This window comes from Cohnella herbarum (assembly GCF_012849095.1).
Lineage (GTDB): Bacteria > Bacillota > Bacilli > Paenibacillales > Paenibacillaceae > Cohnella > Cohnella herbarum.
Genome location: NZ_CP051680.1, coordinates 1,867,517 through 1,882,016 on the forward strand (window position 1 = coordinate 1,867,517; position 14,500 = coordinate 1,882,016).

Consider the following 14,500-nt stretch of genomic DNA (forward strand, 5'->3'; position numbering starts at 1 on the left):
ATAATTAATGATAGGTATCTTCTCGCGGATTGATTACGATAGAGTGATTGGTACTCTACTACATTCTCGGAAAGCGAGTCGATCGATAAATGCATCGGTTATTATCCCGCAGCGGCATATTTTTGCTCGCGTTTATCTTATGTTCAAGCAGCTTCACCGCGTTATCTCGGCCCGCCTCGGCCGCGGCTTCATTGCCGTTCGACGATATCTCTATCAATTATGCGACGAATGCAATCGTCCGCCTCTCGCAACTACATATCATAGAAGGAACGGGAGAGCGCAAATTCGAACCTCATTTAGCAATTACGAGAGCCGAATTCGTAACAATGCTCGGGAAGCTGTTTGCTCTCTCGCCTTCAACGGGCCCGATTACCGAGTTCAGAGATCTCTCCCGCTCCGCATGGTATTACGGTTGGGTGCTCACCGGCGTGCAGATAGGTTACGTCCAAGGAACCTCGCCTACCCTTTTCGCGCCGACTCAAGCCGTCACTAGGCAAGAAGCCGCGGTATTAATGGCCAGAGCTTTGAAGCAGCCGAACGGGAGCTCAACCGTCGGTGCCGACGATTATTCGGACCGGAGCCGGATTGACTCTTGGGCGGCTTCTTCCGTGTCGCGCTTGCGCCAGCTTCATCTAATGGAAGGAGACAATCAAGGAAACTTCCGTCCGAAAGCCTCGATTACGAGACAAGAAGCGGCGGTATTCCTCGATCGGGTACTTCAACGGGAGGATTGGGCGAAGCAGATTCGTCAGAATCCCGTCGAGAAAATCCAGCTAGGCTGGCAATACGGGCAAACGACGAAACAGTTCGAGCAGCAAGTCGCGTCCTCTAACGTGAACACCTTATCTCCGCGATGGTTTTTCCTAGGCAAATCAGGCGTTATGGATGATTACTCCGATCCTTCGTTGCTGACGTGGGCACATCAACATGGCAAGAAAGTATGGGCGATGGTCGGCAATCGGTCCGATCTGGAGAACACGCATCAAATGTTATCCTCGCCTACCCAACGCAAAGCATTTGTAAGCAAGCTTGTTGGCGCCGTAAAGACTTACGGGATCGATGGGTTAAATATCGACTTCGAAAACGTGGATGCCCAAGACCGCGATACGATGACCCCGTTCATTAAAGAGTTGGGCTTAGCGCTGGACGAGATTAACGTAGTGTTATCGGTGAATGTTTCTCCGGATTTAGGAACGGATTGGACGGAAGCATTCGACTATGCCGCACTGGGGAAAATCGCCGATTACATTGTTCTAATGGGATACGACGAGCATTGGGGCGGCGGATCTACTGCCGGTTCGATCTCATCCGTTCCCTGGCTGCGGTCCGGCTTGAAGAAGCTGCTTGCGGAAGTCCCCGCGAGGAAAACGATTCTTGCTCTGCCCTTCTATACGCGAGATTGGTACACGAACGCTTCCGGCATGCATTCCGACGTCTGGAGTCTTGTCGAGCAGAATAAAGCCGTGCTGGCGAACAACTTATTCCCGGTCTGGAACGAGACGCTCGGACAATACTATACAAGCTACCTGAAAAACGGCGTTAAACACCAAATGTGGCTCGATGACGGACGCTCCCTGTCCCGGAAAATGCTCGTCGGTGAAGACAGTGCCCTTGCGGGATACGGATATTGGTATATGGGCGGAGAAAGCTTGGATGTCTGGCCTAGTTTACGTAACATAATGAAATATCATTCTTACCGGTTCGCGTAGGGAACGTTATCCGCCTTATGCTATAATCGATAAGATGTTTGATTATCGACGGCGTAGGATCAGGAGGCACAACCGCAGCATGGAGTGGAAACCGGATAAATCGTTGCAGGTTCCGATATATATTCAGATTTCGGATTATTTCGAGGCTAGAATCCGGAACGGGGAATACCCGTCGGGCAGCTCGCTTCCTTCCGAACGGGTACTAGCCGCTCAACTAGGCGTCAATCGCAGCACGATCGTCTCCGCCTACGACCAATTGAATTCTCTTGGAATCGTTAACCGAATCAAAGGATTCGGCACCGTTGTTTCACCGACTCCGACCGGAGAAGGGCACATGAAACGCGTCCCGGATTGGGAGGAATACGTCAAAGGCGGATTTCTTCGTCTTAACGATCCCATCACCCGGCAAATTCACAAGATCGTCGGATCGGACAAGCCTTATATTAATTTTGCGATCGGTGAATTAAGCGCCGACTTATTCCCGGTTACCCTTCTCCAAGAAGCGCATAATCGATTAGAGATCAGTCAATACCTAGGCTATGAACATATTCAGGGGAACTATAAGCTTAGGGAGAGCATCGCGAATCACTTGCGAACGCACAGAAATATCGTTTCCTCTGCCTCTTCCGTATTAGTCACTTCCGGAGCTCAGCAAGCGTTGCAGCTCATTATCCAATGTTTACTGAAGCCGGGGGACGCGGTCGCCATCGAGGATCCTTCCTATTGTTATTCCTTGCCGATATTCCATTCGGCGGGATTAAGAACTTATCGATTACCGGTAGAACAGGAGGGGATCGATCCCGAGCAGGTCGAGTCGCTCTACAAGCAGCATCGGGTCAAAATGGTGTTCGTGAACCCGATTTACCATAATCCGACCGGAACTACCCTCTCCTACGAACGAAGAAAAAGACTGCTGGATATTTCCACGAAATACGGAATCGCGATCGTCGAAGATGACCCGTATAGTCTGACCAGTTACGACCAACGTTCAGAAAGCACGTTGAAGTCGCTGGATCAAGATGGTTCAGTTCTCTATGTGAGCTCCTTGTCCAAAATGATTTCTTCGGGGCTGCGTATCGGATGGATCGCGGGGCCGCAATCCGTAATTACGCGGCTTACGGATGCCAAGCAGCAGTTGGATTTCGGACACGCCAATATTCCCCAGTGGATCGCAGCTCAACTGCTCGCCTCGGCGGAATTGGATAACCATCTGACTAAGCTGAAGATCGGTTTGCGTCACAAGCTGGAGCTAACGATGAGAACCCTGCGGGCTGAGCTCGGCGATGAGGTCCGCTTCCACGAACCGGCCGGGGGCATACATCTTTGGTGCGAGCTGGCTAGAGAGTGGGATGTTCAGCGGTTATTTAACCATGCCATCCAAGCCGGCGTCGTGTTTACGCCAGGTTCGACGCTCGGCTCGCAAGCACGTTACGTTCGGCTCACTTATAGCAAGGTGGACGACTCGAGCATCGTCGAGGGGATCCGGAAGTTCGCCGCCGCTTATCGGGAATCGAAACAGGACCGAAAAGTTCAGCTTCTAACCCCGCATGATTAATATAAAGATTACTAGAACAGCTACAATAACGACAATGTAGTAGGACAGCAGCCTTCCCAGCTTGCGTCCCGGATTAACCGAATAGGTGCTGCTTCCTTCTTTGCTGCTTAGAGAGCCGCCTATTTTTATCGTCCAAACCACGGCTGCGACCATGATAATCAGCGTTACGATTAACAGTAAGTTTGTCATAAACTCGCCCCTTCCTTAGTGCTTATTTTAACCTTTTCCGCCTATTCTGACACCATCCACTCCGAACGTTCGCCAACCATCCACCTAACCGAGGCCGATGCCGGGGGCTGGCTTATATTTAGTTAATATTTGCATAAGAATAGCAATTGATCTTTCCCTGCTCCGGCATTACAATGGCTTAATTGCGCATCAGAACAGGAAGTGACTTATTCGTGAACAAGACGTCCCCGCCTATCCCGATACTTATTCCTCTAATCATAGGCATGATCGCCATTTCCTTCGCTCCGATTCTCGTTCGCTATTCCGATGCGCCGGCTTCCGTTCAAGGGATGTACCGCATGTTATTCACCGTGATTCTCATGCTCCCATTCGGAACTCGACAGCTTCGAACGGTAAAATCGATATCGCGCAAAGATTGGATATTGCTTGTACTGGCCGGTTTTTTCCTGGCGTTGCATTTCTTGCTGTGGATGGAGTCGCTCAACTTTACTTCGATCGCCAGCTCTACGATCATTCTGGCTCTTGAACCCGTGTTCGTCATGATCGGCGCTTATTTCGTCTTCAAAGACAGAATCGGCAAGTTCGCGTTAATCGGGCTGATCGTTGCGCTCATCGGAGCAATCTGCGTCGGTTCTGGCGACATCGGCTTGTCGGGGGATGCCTTCAAGGGAGATCTTTTATCGTTTCTCGGCACCATAGCCGTAGCCGTAAACATGCTCATCGCCAAACAGATACTGACTCGCGTAAGTTCGTATCTCTATAGCTTAATCGTCTTCGCAATCGCGTTCGTCTGCTTTGCTTTCTATAACCTCGCGGTTGGATTTAACATGGGAGAGTATCCGGTAAGGGAATGGGGCATATTCGTCCTGCTGGCTATCGTTCCAACCGTATTCGGGCATATGATCTTTAACTGGCTGCTACAGTACGTGAAACCGACTACGATATCGATCTCTGTGTTCGCGGAACCGGTTGGCGCGAGCTTGCTGGGCATGCTCCTCTTCCAAGAGATGATCACCTCGTTCCAGCTCATTGGCGGAGCGTTCATCATCCTTGGCCTGCTACTGTACATGAGGACGGAACATTCCGTAAAGACGATTTCTGCGGAAGCCGCGTAAAATAAGATCAACCAATACTGTACGGAGGTCGTTCAAGCAGCTTGATTTTGCACTTCTGAAATTAACGGAACGCTATTCCGCTATCAGGATTTCTTTGCCGATGCTCCGGAGTAATAACGGAAATGCGGTCCGTTAAATCATTCGAAATCGCAATAATTATCGAGTTTTTGTTCTGATAAAGGAACAGAATTCCGCTATAATGTGCTAATTTAGTCTGATTGGCACTTTAGCGGAATTGAGTTCCGTTAACAAGTACCTATTGCGGCGCAATGCGGCCAAATATAAACAGTCACGAAAAAACCAGTCAAACACTCAAAAAAGTGAAGGACTGGTTTTTATTATCCTTTGCCGTGAACTCAATAAGACGGTTTCACATCCTTGAGGAACATCTTCAACAGCGGCGGAGTAACCAACGTCGTTAAGATGACGACGATGACGATCGACGTGAAATACTCGGGCAGAACCAATCCCGCTTGCAGTCCCGTGGAAGCGATGATCAGAGCCACCTCTCCCCTCGATATCATGCCTGCCCCGATCGCCAGCGAAGACCTTGAATTAAATCCGGTCGTGCGAGCGCCGATCCAGCCGCCCAACAGCTTAGTTAAACAAGCCATGACGGTCATCGCGATCACGAGCCCCCATTGGTTGCCCATCCCTGCGAAGGATACGTTCAAGCCGATACTGACGAAGAAAACAGGAACGAATAGCGAGTAAGCGATCGGCTCGATCTTCTCCTCCACGGAATGCTTGAACTCGGTTTGCGCGACCGCGATCCCTGCCGCGAAAGCTCCGATAATACCGGCCATTTGCAGCCATTCCGCGAAATAAGCGAAGGAGAAACAGATGACCAAAGCAGCGCTGATTACCGCTTCCGACACGCGTAACGGCGCCATCCACTTCATCACTTTAGGTACGACAAACCATCCGACGACGAATACGGCGATGAAGAAGAGCGCCTTTTTGCCGATAAGAAGTCCGATCGACACCTCTTCTCCCGTTCCGATCACGCTCATCATAATCGCTAACAGAATTACGACTATTACGTCATCTATGACGGCCGCCCCAAGAATCGTCGTCCCTTCTCGAGAATTCAATTTATCCATATCCTTAAGGACTTGTACGGATATACTGACCGATGTAGCGGACAAGACCACGCCAAGGAAGAGGGAGAAGTTCTGGCTCAACCCGAAAGCGAGTCCCATCCCGTAGCCCCCGATAAAGGGCAGTACGATTCCCCCGATTGCCACGGCAAAGGCGGACTTAATATTTCGGCGCAGCTGCTCGAGATCCGTCTCCAGTCCCGCGATGAACATGAGCAACAGTACCCCGATCTCCGATACTTCGTCGATGAAGCTCCCTTGCTCGATCCAACCGAGTACGGCAGGACCTAGTAGTATCCCGACGATCAGCTTGCCAAGCACCGCCGGCTGTCCCAATCGGACGAACAGATCGCCGAACACCTTCGTAAAAAATAGAATCAAAATCAAATAAAGAATAAATTCCATTTTCGTCCCTCCATGATCTTAGATTCTCCATGATGTCCAAAACTAATCTCAGAATCGGATCAGATCGGAGCCATGCCGACAGCAGGAGGAAGATACGAAACGTAACTCCAAAAAAGCGAAAAAGAAGCCCGCTGTTGGCAGGCTCCTCCGGTAATCTCCATATTCTGTTCATCAATATATTCATTATAACGAACGGATGCGGATTTTTCAATGGATTCACGAGATAATCGTTAGATTTCATTAAATAACTCCGACTATCACGAATTAACTTCGGATATCACGGCATTCCTCGTCTATGCTCGAAGAGGTGATTAAAGCTCCACCATCGCTTTGATCACTTTGGATTCCGGCTTCAACCAATTCTCGAACTGCCCGATCATCCCATCGAAAGACGAGCGGTGCGTAATGTAGCTGGCGACGTCGATGCCGCCGCTCTTGACCGCCTCGTACACGTTCGCGAAATCTTCCTTCGTCGCGTTGCGGCTACCCATAAGCGTTAGCTCGCGTTTATGAAACTCCGGATCGTTAAACGTGATATCGGATTTGACCAGTCCGACGAACACTAGCGTCCCGCCATGAGCGACAAGGCCGAAAGAATCCGCCATTGCCTTCGCGTTCCCGGTAGCGTCGAAGACAACCGTCGGAAAGTCTCCGTCCGTTAGCTCCGCTAACTTAGCTTTCGGATCATGCCGGGCGTTAACGGTATCGTCAACATTAATCCAAGATTTGCAGAACGCCAGTCTCTCGTCATGAATATCCATTGCAATGACTCTTGCTCCGGCATATTTGGCGAACGCCATGACGCCTAAGCCGATTGGTCCGCCGCCGATGACAAGCGCCGTTTCGCCTCTCTGAAGACCGGATCTTCTAACGGCGTGGGCTCCGATTGCGAGCGGCTCCAATACCGCCGATTGATCGAGCGTCAAGCCGTTCGTTCGGATCAAATGAGAAGTCGGGACGGAAATAAGCTCGCGCATTCCTCCATCAATGTGAACGCCCAGCACCTTCATGGACGTACAACAATTGGTTTTACCGTTGCGGCAAGCTACGCAATGACCGCAGTGCATATAGGGAACGATGCTAACTTGATCCCCTTCCGCAAGCCCCGCCTCGTTCGCGCCGATCTTCTCGATCACGCCCGCCAACTCGTGACCAAGCACGCGCGGATAAGTGAAGAACGGCTGGTTTCCCTTGAAAGCATGATAATCCGTCCCGCAGATGCCGATTCGCCGAATACGAACGATGGCCTCCCCCTCGACGAAAGCAGGTTCCGCCATCTCTATTCGCTTAAAACGATCGATTTCCTCGCATACGATTGCTAACATCGTCATCTCATCTCCTTAAACTTGAATGCCTACGTTATATTCGGGTCTTCCGCTTACCCATGTCCGATCGTGAACCGGCGCTAGCAGATCAAGCACGTCCTTAAGCAGCTCTTCGTCGATCGGCTCGTCCGTCCAAGCCGCGTTGTTACGAATATTATCGGGATTCGCCGTACTGACCAAAGTTGTCGGAATCCGTTCGTTCGAAGTCGAATATTGAACGGCTAACTTCGCGATGTCATATCCTCGGCTTGCGCACAATTCGGCCGCTTGAAGACATGCAGCCTTAAGCTCGGGACTAGCCAGATGCCAATCCGGCGTTCCTCGCGTGCTCAGCAATCCCATCGATAACGGAGATGCGTTGACCAGGCCGATCCCTTTGCTCTCCAGCAAAGGCAGCAAACCGAGCAATGCGGTATCGTTCAATGAATAATGGCAGTAGGAAATAATAGCGTCTACTTCAATTTGCGGGAGCAGCGTCTCGAATAACGGAATCGGCAAGCCGCAAATGCCGTAAAATCGGATTTTCCCTTCGGCCTTTAATCTCTCCAACGCCGGAATGGCTTCTTCCAGAATAATGCCGGAGGAAACAAACTCGATGTCGTGCAAGTACAAAATGTCGACATAGTCCGTGTTTAGCCTCGAGAAGCTTTCCTCCAAACTTGCCGTAATCCGCTTCGCGCTGAAATCGAATTGGTCTACCCCGTATCTTCCCGCTTTCGTAGATAACAAAAATCGATCCCTCGGCAGCTCCTTGATCGCTTTGCCTAATACCGTCTCCGCTTTTGTCAATCCGTAATACGGGGAAACATCGATATAATTAATGCCGGCATCCAGTGCTTCATGCACGGTTCGGATCGCTTCCGACTCATTCGTTTCGCGAAACACCGATCCAAGCGATGATGCTCCGAAGCTTAACGCCGACACGTTCAAGCCGGTCCGGCCTAGCGAACGATATTTCATTACAGAATCACTCCATCTTTGAAAATTGCGATTTCACGGAAGCCGTTCGATTCGTTATGCGTACGGACGTCGCCGGAAGCGATGTCGAGGAGTCGATTCCATAGCTCCTCCGTTAGTTCGTCCATTCCTTTGCCGTCTAGAAGCTGCCCGGCATCGTAATCGATCCAATTTTTCTTGCGGGTCGCCAGTTCGCTGTTCGTCGATATCTTCACCGTCGGGACCGGCCCGCCGAACGGTGTTCCTCTGCCCGTCGTGAAGAGAACGATATGCGCGCCTCCAGCGGACAGAGCCGTTACGGATACGAGATCATTGCCCGGCGCTTCGAGCAAATTAAGCCCTTCCTTGCGCACGCGATCTCCATAAGCGACGACATCGGCGACGATAGAATGTCCGCCTTTTTGCGTGCAGCCCAAAGACTTCTCTTCCAGCGTGCTGATCCCTCCGGCCTTGTTGCCAGGCGAAGGATTCTCGTAGATCTCTTGATCATGACGGATAAAATATTGCTTGAAATCGTTCACGAGCGAGACGATCCTTCCGAAAACTTCCTCATTCCGCGCGCGATTCATCAGAATCGTCTCCGCGCCGAACATCTCCGGCACCTCGGTCAGTATCGCGGTTCCACCCGTTGCGATCAATCTGTCGGAAACGGAGCCGACAAGCGGATTCGCGGTAATCCCCGACAATCCGTCCGAACCGCCGCATTTCAAGCCGAGCTTTAGCTTGCTAGCCGGCACCGTCTCGCGTTCGAATCGGCCGGCATATTCGACCAGGTCATCAATGAGCGCAAGTCCGGTTTCCAACTCGTCCTCTTCGTCCTGCGATCTCATAAACTTAATCCGACCAGGTTCGAAGTCCCCGATCGCCTGCTTAAACGAATCGATCTGATTGTTCTCGCAGCCTAGCCCGACGACGAGCACGCCGGCGGCGTTCGGATGGTTCACGAGCGACGCGAGCAGCTTCTGCGTATGCTTCAAATCGTCTCCGAGCTGGGAGCAGCCGAACGGATGGGAGAAATGATACACACCGTCCACGCTGCCGCGATGAAGCGCATTGGCGCGGTTAGCAAGAATCTCGCAAGTTTTGTTAATGCAGCCAACCGTATTGATAATCCAAATTTCATTGCGTATTCCGACCTCTCCGTTACTACGAACGTATCCCTGAAACGTCTGTCTGAGCGGCTTCGAAGCTTGCGCCACGGGGGGTGTCGGCTCGTATCGATAGTCTAGGAAACCCTTGAGTCCCGTTCCTAGATTGTGCGTATGCACCCAAGTTCCCGGAAGCAGATTTTCCTTCGCTTTACCGATCGAATATCCGAATTTCAGTACGTCCTGGCCTTCGGCTACCGGTTTCGTTAAGATTTTATGTCCTTTGGGCACATCGTTTAGCAAGGGAAGCAGCGAGCCATCCTCCAACGTCACGACTTCTCCCGCGGAAAAAGGTTTAAGGGCGATCGCCACTTGATCGTTTGCCGTTAATCGTATCCAATCGCTCATGTTCGATTCTCCTTTGTTGTCCATTCAGTCAAATGCGAGGTTACCGCTTCCGCTACCCCCGGCCAACGATTGAGGTCTTGCCCCCATAAGGTCGACTCCGATAGCAGCTGAGTTACCGTGACGGCAAGCTCCTGTTCGCTCTCGTTAGCCTTTGCCCAGATCGCGGCTATCGTCTCCAACGCATTGGCATCATCGCGTACGACATACTTTAAGCCTAATAACGATACACCTTCGTATTGATCGCCGTTACGATAAACCCGATAATATCGAATCAGCGCCGCGAAGCCTAGCAACAGCCCTTCCGGAATCGGCTCCCCGCCTTCCGCGTAGTACAATAAAGACGGGATCAGCCGCGCCTTAAACTTGCTAAGGCTATTCATCGCGATATCCGACAACCGATGGCGAATATAGGGGTTCGAATATCTTTCGAATACGCCGTCGGCGTAAGCTCGCATCTCGTCTTCCGGGTAAGGCAGAGACGGAATAATCTCGTTCATCGCCGTTGTCAGAACGAAAGCGCCCAGTCTCTCATGCTCCATCAATTCCCTAACGTGATCTACCCCATGGAGGATACCTAACGGAGTCATCAACGTATGCGCCCCGTTCAGAATGCGAACCTTGCGTTGCTGATACGGCTTAAGATCGTCTACCCACAACACGTTTAGCCCTGCGCTCTTTAACGGTAACCGTTCGTCAAGCTCCGGCTCTCCTTCGATCGCCCATAGGTGATAGGGTTCCGTCGTGCTAAGCAACTCGTCTCGGTAACCCCAATCGGAGAACCAACTCTCCGCCTGATCTTGATCAGGATATCCCGTGACGATCCGATCGACAAGGGAATTCAGAAACCGATTGCTCGTTCGAACCCATTCCGCAAACGGAACCGGCAGTTCCCAATCCGCCGCATATTTCAGAACGGCTTCTTGTAACGAATCGCCGTTTCTCTCCAGAAGCTCGCAAGGAAGGAAGATCAAGCCGCGATCGCTCGCTCCCTCAAATGCCAAGTACCTCCGATAAAGCAAATAAGCGACCTTACCCGGAAAAGAAACGATCGGCGTTCCTTCCGTTAATGGTTCGGGACGATACACGAGTCCTGCTTCCGTCGTATTCGATACGACGAATTGCAAATCCGGGCTCACGGCTAATCGACACATTTTCTCCCAATCCGTATAGGGATCGAAAACTTCCGAGAAGACGGAAATGACCTCGGCGCGTTCAACGCTTTCCCCGTTTTCGATTCCGCGAACGACTAACGTATAGAGTCCGTCCTGACCGGCGAGCGCTTCGATCTTGGGCTTACCGGATGGACGAGGCTGCGTCACCGCAACGCTCCCCTTGAATAAACCTTGTTTGCGCGACTCGTGAACCATCCAATCAAAAAATCCGCGAAGAAAGTTGCCTTCCCCGATCTGAAGTACCGTTATCGGACTCGCATTCACTTCATCAATAACGCTTATCTGCTGTTCATTTAGAACTGATCGATTCAATGCTCTCATCGTTGATAAAACTCCTTCGCGTTTCCTCCGTATAGCTTCTCGCGTTCGTTTTGGCCCCAGCTTGCCGGCAAAGCCAGCTCAAGAACGTCCACGACTTCGTCATAGCTACCCGCTAATAGACACACCGGCCAGTCGCTGCCGAACATAACGCGGTCCGAACCGAACAAATCGAGCATCCGGCGAATGTACGGCACCAATTGTTCCGGCTTCCAATTCCGATGGTCCGCTTCGGTGACCATACCGGACAGTTTGCAATAAATGTTCGGGTGCTTAGCGATATCCTGCATCTGGCTATACCATGGCTCGACGATCTCCTCGGAGATTAAAGGTTTGGCGATATGGTTAACGACCCCGCGTAAACCGGGTACAAGTTCGAGAAGTTTCGCGAGAGGCTCGAGCTGATGGGATAAGACAAGCAGGTCTATCGGAACACTTTCCTCCGCGTAAGAACAAAGCGCTTCCACGAAATGAGGCTCAAGGATAGCGTTGGCATCGGGCATCTCTTGGATCATCACGCGGAATCCGACGAATTTCGAATGCCGACGAAATCTCTCGTAATGGGTACGGTGGTTCGGATCGTTCAGATCAAGCCAACCCACGACGCCGATGATCGTATCGTCGCTATCCGCGAGCGATAATAGATATTCGGTTTCGGCTACGGTCGGTGCAGCTTGGACGACGATCGTTCCATCCAACCGGTGATCCTTCAAGTGAGGAGCGAGATGTTCGGGTAAGTAATCCCGATAGAGCAAGGGAATCGAAGGCGTAATCCAGCCGTAATCGTTGCGCTCTATTTTCCAATAATGCTGGTGGGCATCCATCCTCATTGTCGAGTTTCTCCCCTTTCATTGCTTATTCTTCTATTTTACCAGCTAAAAATCACATAAATAGTGTTCAGATTTGCATGAATGTACTCTATTTTGATATTTTATAAGGACACAGCAAGCCGAGGAGGCGCGTCTCATGAATCCCGTTCGCAAGTCGTTCTCTAACGACTCTTTGTTTCCTTTCGATCTCGTCTTTAAAGACACGAAAAGCCCGGAGCGAGAGCTGCCGGACCATCTGCACGATCGGTATGAATTAGTATACGTTTATAGGGGCAAGGGTACGATGTTCATCGATCAGAAATTTTACGATATGGGGCAAGGCGATCTGTTTCTTATCCCGGGCAACTCGATCCACCGGGCGTTTCCGGACCCGAACGATCCTGTCACTTCCACCGCCGTATTTTTCGCGCCAAGCCTGATTGCCCACGATAATCTGGACGATTCTTATCATGGCGCGCGATGCTTCGAATTAGCTCGCAAACGAAAGCAATACAAAATCGAAACCTCATCTCCCTTTCAAACCGCCACGGAACAAGTATTAGAGGAAATCCGGCTGGAACTGGAGCTGACGAGAACCGGTTATCGACAAGCGATCTTCCACCATCTCCAGCTATGGCTGCTGCTCATCAACCGTCTTGCGACACCCGCGCTCGCGGACGATCTGGAGGACGCCAGAATCGGACCGCAATGGATGAAGGAAAGTTTAGGCTACATCGCCGCTCATCCGCACGAGGATCTTAGTTTATCCGCGCTAGCCCAGCAGGCTTCGGTAACGGGAGCCCACTTCTCGCGCGTGTTCAAGCAGCTTACCGGAATGAACGTGACCGATTACGTGAATGCCAAGCGTATCGTTCAAGCTAAGGAGCTGCTTCTTGAAACCGATGACGGCATCGGCTTGGTCGCCGAAAAATGCGGCTTCGAGAGTCTCCCGCATTTTCATCGCATTTTCAAAAAAATTACGGGTTTAACCCCGGGTGCTTACAAAAGAGGAAAGTCCCCCGCTCACCCCAGCCACTGAATGCTCGTTAAAATCAGTCCGATAATAAAACCGCACAATGCGCCGTTGACGCGAATCCACTGAAGGTCGCTACCGACCTTCTCTTCCAGCATCCGCACCAATTCCTTATCGTTCATCTGATCGATGTTATCTTTCAGCAACAGACCTAAGCGATAATGGTTAGCTTCGACGAAATCGACGATAAACGATAATATCTTCTGTTCCGCGTTGTCCGTAAGCTCTTTCTCCGCTTGCAACTTCCGAATCGCATACCGAACGACGGTAACGACTTTACGCCCGCCATTGTCCATCTCCTTGTCCAACGCGGATAACAGGGACGTTCTCAGCGATTCCAGTCGCTCCTCTATAAACTTGCCGCTATCGGGATGAGCGGCTTTATCCGCGATCCATTGCTTGCCCTTGTTTAACGTTTCCTCGTCGGTCGCGAACCTTTGCAATTGGTTACGAATTTCCGCCAGCAGCTTCTCCCGGTTCATATTGCCCGACCGGCTTAAATCCTGAATGCCCGAGAGCAACAGCTGCTGAATCATCGTGCCTAGCTTGTCCTCGTTCATGAACCCCGCGAAAGCCTGCACGGCGAAGCCCATAATGCCGCCTACTTTGGCTTCCTGCATCTTCTGCTGCGCGATAGATCCGAGCAGTTGTCCGGTTTCCGGCCTGCTCACCCATATCCGGCCTTGATCCAACGCATAGTCGAGCGCGCGCTCATCCCAACGTTCCTCGGCGGCCGTATGCAACAGTTTCTCCGCCAGCGGTTTCACGTCGATGCGGCCGATCATCGATACGATGCCGGACTGAAGATAGGGCACAAGCGATCCGAGCGGCAGCTTGGTCAGCAACGTATGAAGCAAGCGGATCGCGCCTACGCGATTACTTCTCTTCCGCACGATTCGCGTAACCGTCGAGCCTGCCAGCTTCAGGAGCTGAAACTGCTTAAGCCTGCTCGTAATGCTTGCTTTGTTAAGCAGCTCGTTCTCCAAAGCGGAAATGAGCGAGTTGGCGATCTTATCCCGACTCTTCAATAGCAAAGACGTATGCGGAATCGGGATGCCGAGCGGATGGCGGAACAAAGCCGTAACCGCGAACCAATCGGCGAACCCGCCAACCAAACCGGCTTCGAATCCGCCTTTCAATAAATCCACGACCGGATGATCGGGCAGGAATAAGGTCGTAACGAATCCGGCACCCATTGCAACCAAAGATAACCCCGCAATATATCTCGTTCTCATATCGTTACCTCTTTTAGTTGAATGTAGGAAGAAAAACCGCGCAGGTTCTGCAGCGGTTTCTCCCATAAATAACCCTCTTATT

12 protein-coding genes are annotated in these 14,500 nt (G+C 51.3%); 4 read left to right on the forward strand and 8 right to left on the reverse strand.

Translation table 11 applies throughout. The features are described from left to right. The first annotated feature begins 89 nt into the window (after positions 1–89). Positions 90–1,709, forward strand: coding sequence for a glycosyl hydrolase family 18 protein (locus HH215_RS08220; RefSeq protein ID WP_169279455.1), 1,620 nt, complete (start codon positions 90–92; stop codon positions 1,707–1,709). Positions 1,710–1,788: 79 nt separating this feature from the next. After that, the gene (pdxR, locus tag HH215_RS08225; protein ID WP_169279456.1) at positions 1,789–3,264 is read left to right on the forward strand and encodes a MocR-like pyridoxine biosynthesis transcription factor PdxR; all 1,476 of its coding nucleotides are present in this window, start codon (positions 1,789–1,791) and stop codon (positions 3,262–3,264) included. On the opposite strand, the gene HH215_RS08230 is transcribed toward pdxR, so the two are convergent. Then, positions 3,247–3,453: a hypothetical protein gene (locus HH215_RS08230; RefSeq protein WP_169279457.1), complete on the reverse strand. Its 207-nt coding sequence runs from the start codon at positions 3,451–3,453 to the stop codon at positions 3,247–3,249. The genes pdxR and HH215_RS08230 overlap by 18 nt on opposite strands. A 212-nt stretch (positions 3,454–3,665) precedes the next feature. On the opposite strand from HH215_RS08230, the gene HH215_RS08235 reads away from it, so the two are divergent. Further along, positions 3,666–4,568: a DMT family transporter gene (locus HH215_RS08235; protein ID WP_254450414.1), complete on the forward strand. Its 903-nt coding sequence runs from the start codon at positions 3,666–3,668 to the stop codon at positions 4,566–4,568. Between the two features lie 356 nt (positions 4,569–4,924). On the opposite strand, the gene HH215_RS08240 is transcribed toward HH215_RS08235, so the two are convergent. The 6 genes from HH215_RS08240 to HH215_RS08265 form a co-directional block, all read right to left on the reverse strand. Beyond that, entirely contained in the window at positions 4,925–6,073 is a 1,149-nt protein-coding gene (locus HH215_RS08240) for a cation:proton antiporter (protein WP_169279458.1), read from the reverse strand. A gap of 311 nt (positions 6,074–6,384) precedes the next feature. After that, the gene (locus HH215_RS08245) at positions 6,385–7,398 is read right to left on the reverse strand and encodes a zinc-binding alcohol dehydrogenase family protein (RefSeq protein ID WP_169279459.1); all 1,014 of its coding nucleotides are present in this window, start codon (positions 7,396–7,398) and stop codon (positions 6,385–6,387) included. Positions 7,399–7,413: 15 nt separating this feature from the next. Then, positions 7,414–8,358: an aldo/keto reductase gene (locus HH215_RS08250; protein ID WP_169279460.1), complete on the reverse strand. Its 945-nt coding sequence runs from the start codon at positions 8,356–8,358 to the stop codon at positions 7,414–7,416. Beyond that, positions 8,358–9,851 (reverse strand): UxaA family hydrolase, encoded by a 1,494-nt coding sequence (locus HH215_RS08255; RefSeq protein WP_169279461.1) that lies wholly within the window; start codon positions 9,849–9,851, stop codon positions 8,358–8,360. Before HH215_RS08255 ends, HH215_RS08250 begins: the two co-directional genes overlap by 1 nt. After that, the gene (locus HH215_RS08260; RefSeq protein WP_169279462.1) at positions 9,848–11,344 is read right to left on the reverse strand and encodes a tagaturonate reductase; all 1,497 of its coding nucleotides are present in this window, start codon (positions 11,342–11,344) and stop codon (positions 9,848–9,850) included. The genes HH215_RS08255 and HH215_RS08260 overlap by 4 nt, the downstream gene beginning before the upstream one ends. After that, positions 11,341–12,171 carry an amidohydrolase family protein gene (locus HH215_RS08265; protein ID WP_169279463.1) on the reverse strand — a complete coding sequence of 277 codons (831 nt, stop codon included), beginning with the start codon at positions 12,169–12,171 and terminating at the stop codon, positions 11,341–11,343. Before HH215_RS08265 ends, HH215_RS08260 begins: the two co-directional genes overlap by 4 nt. A 136-nt stretch (positions 12,172–12,307) precedes the next feature. Here HH215_RS08265 and HH215_RS08270 point away from each other — a divergent pair, with 136 nt between their 5' ends. Further along, positions 12,308–13,189, forward strand: a complete 882-nt coding sequence (locus HH215_RS08270; RefSeq protein ID WP_169279464.1) for an AraC family transcriptional regulator — start codon at positions 12,308–12,310, stop codon at positions 13,187–13,189. Here the strand turns inward: HH215_RS08270 and HH215_RS08275 are convergent. Further along, the gene (locus HH215_RS08275) at positions 13,174–14,418 is read right to left on the reverse strand and encodes a DUF445 domain-containing protein (RefSeq protein WP_169279465.1); all 1,245 of its coding nucleotides are present in this window, start codon (positions 14,416–14,418) and stop codon (positions 13,174–13,176) included. The two genes, HH215_RS08270 and HH215_RS08275, sit on opposite strands and share 16 nt — an antisense overlap. Positions 14,419–14,500 lie beyond the last annotated feature (82 nt).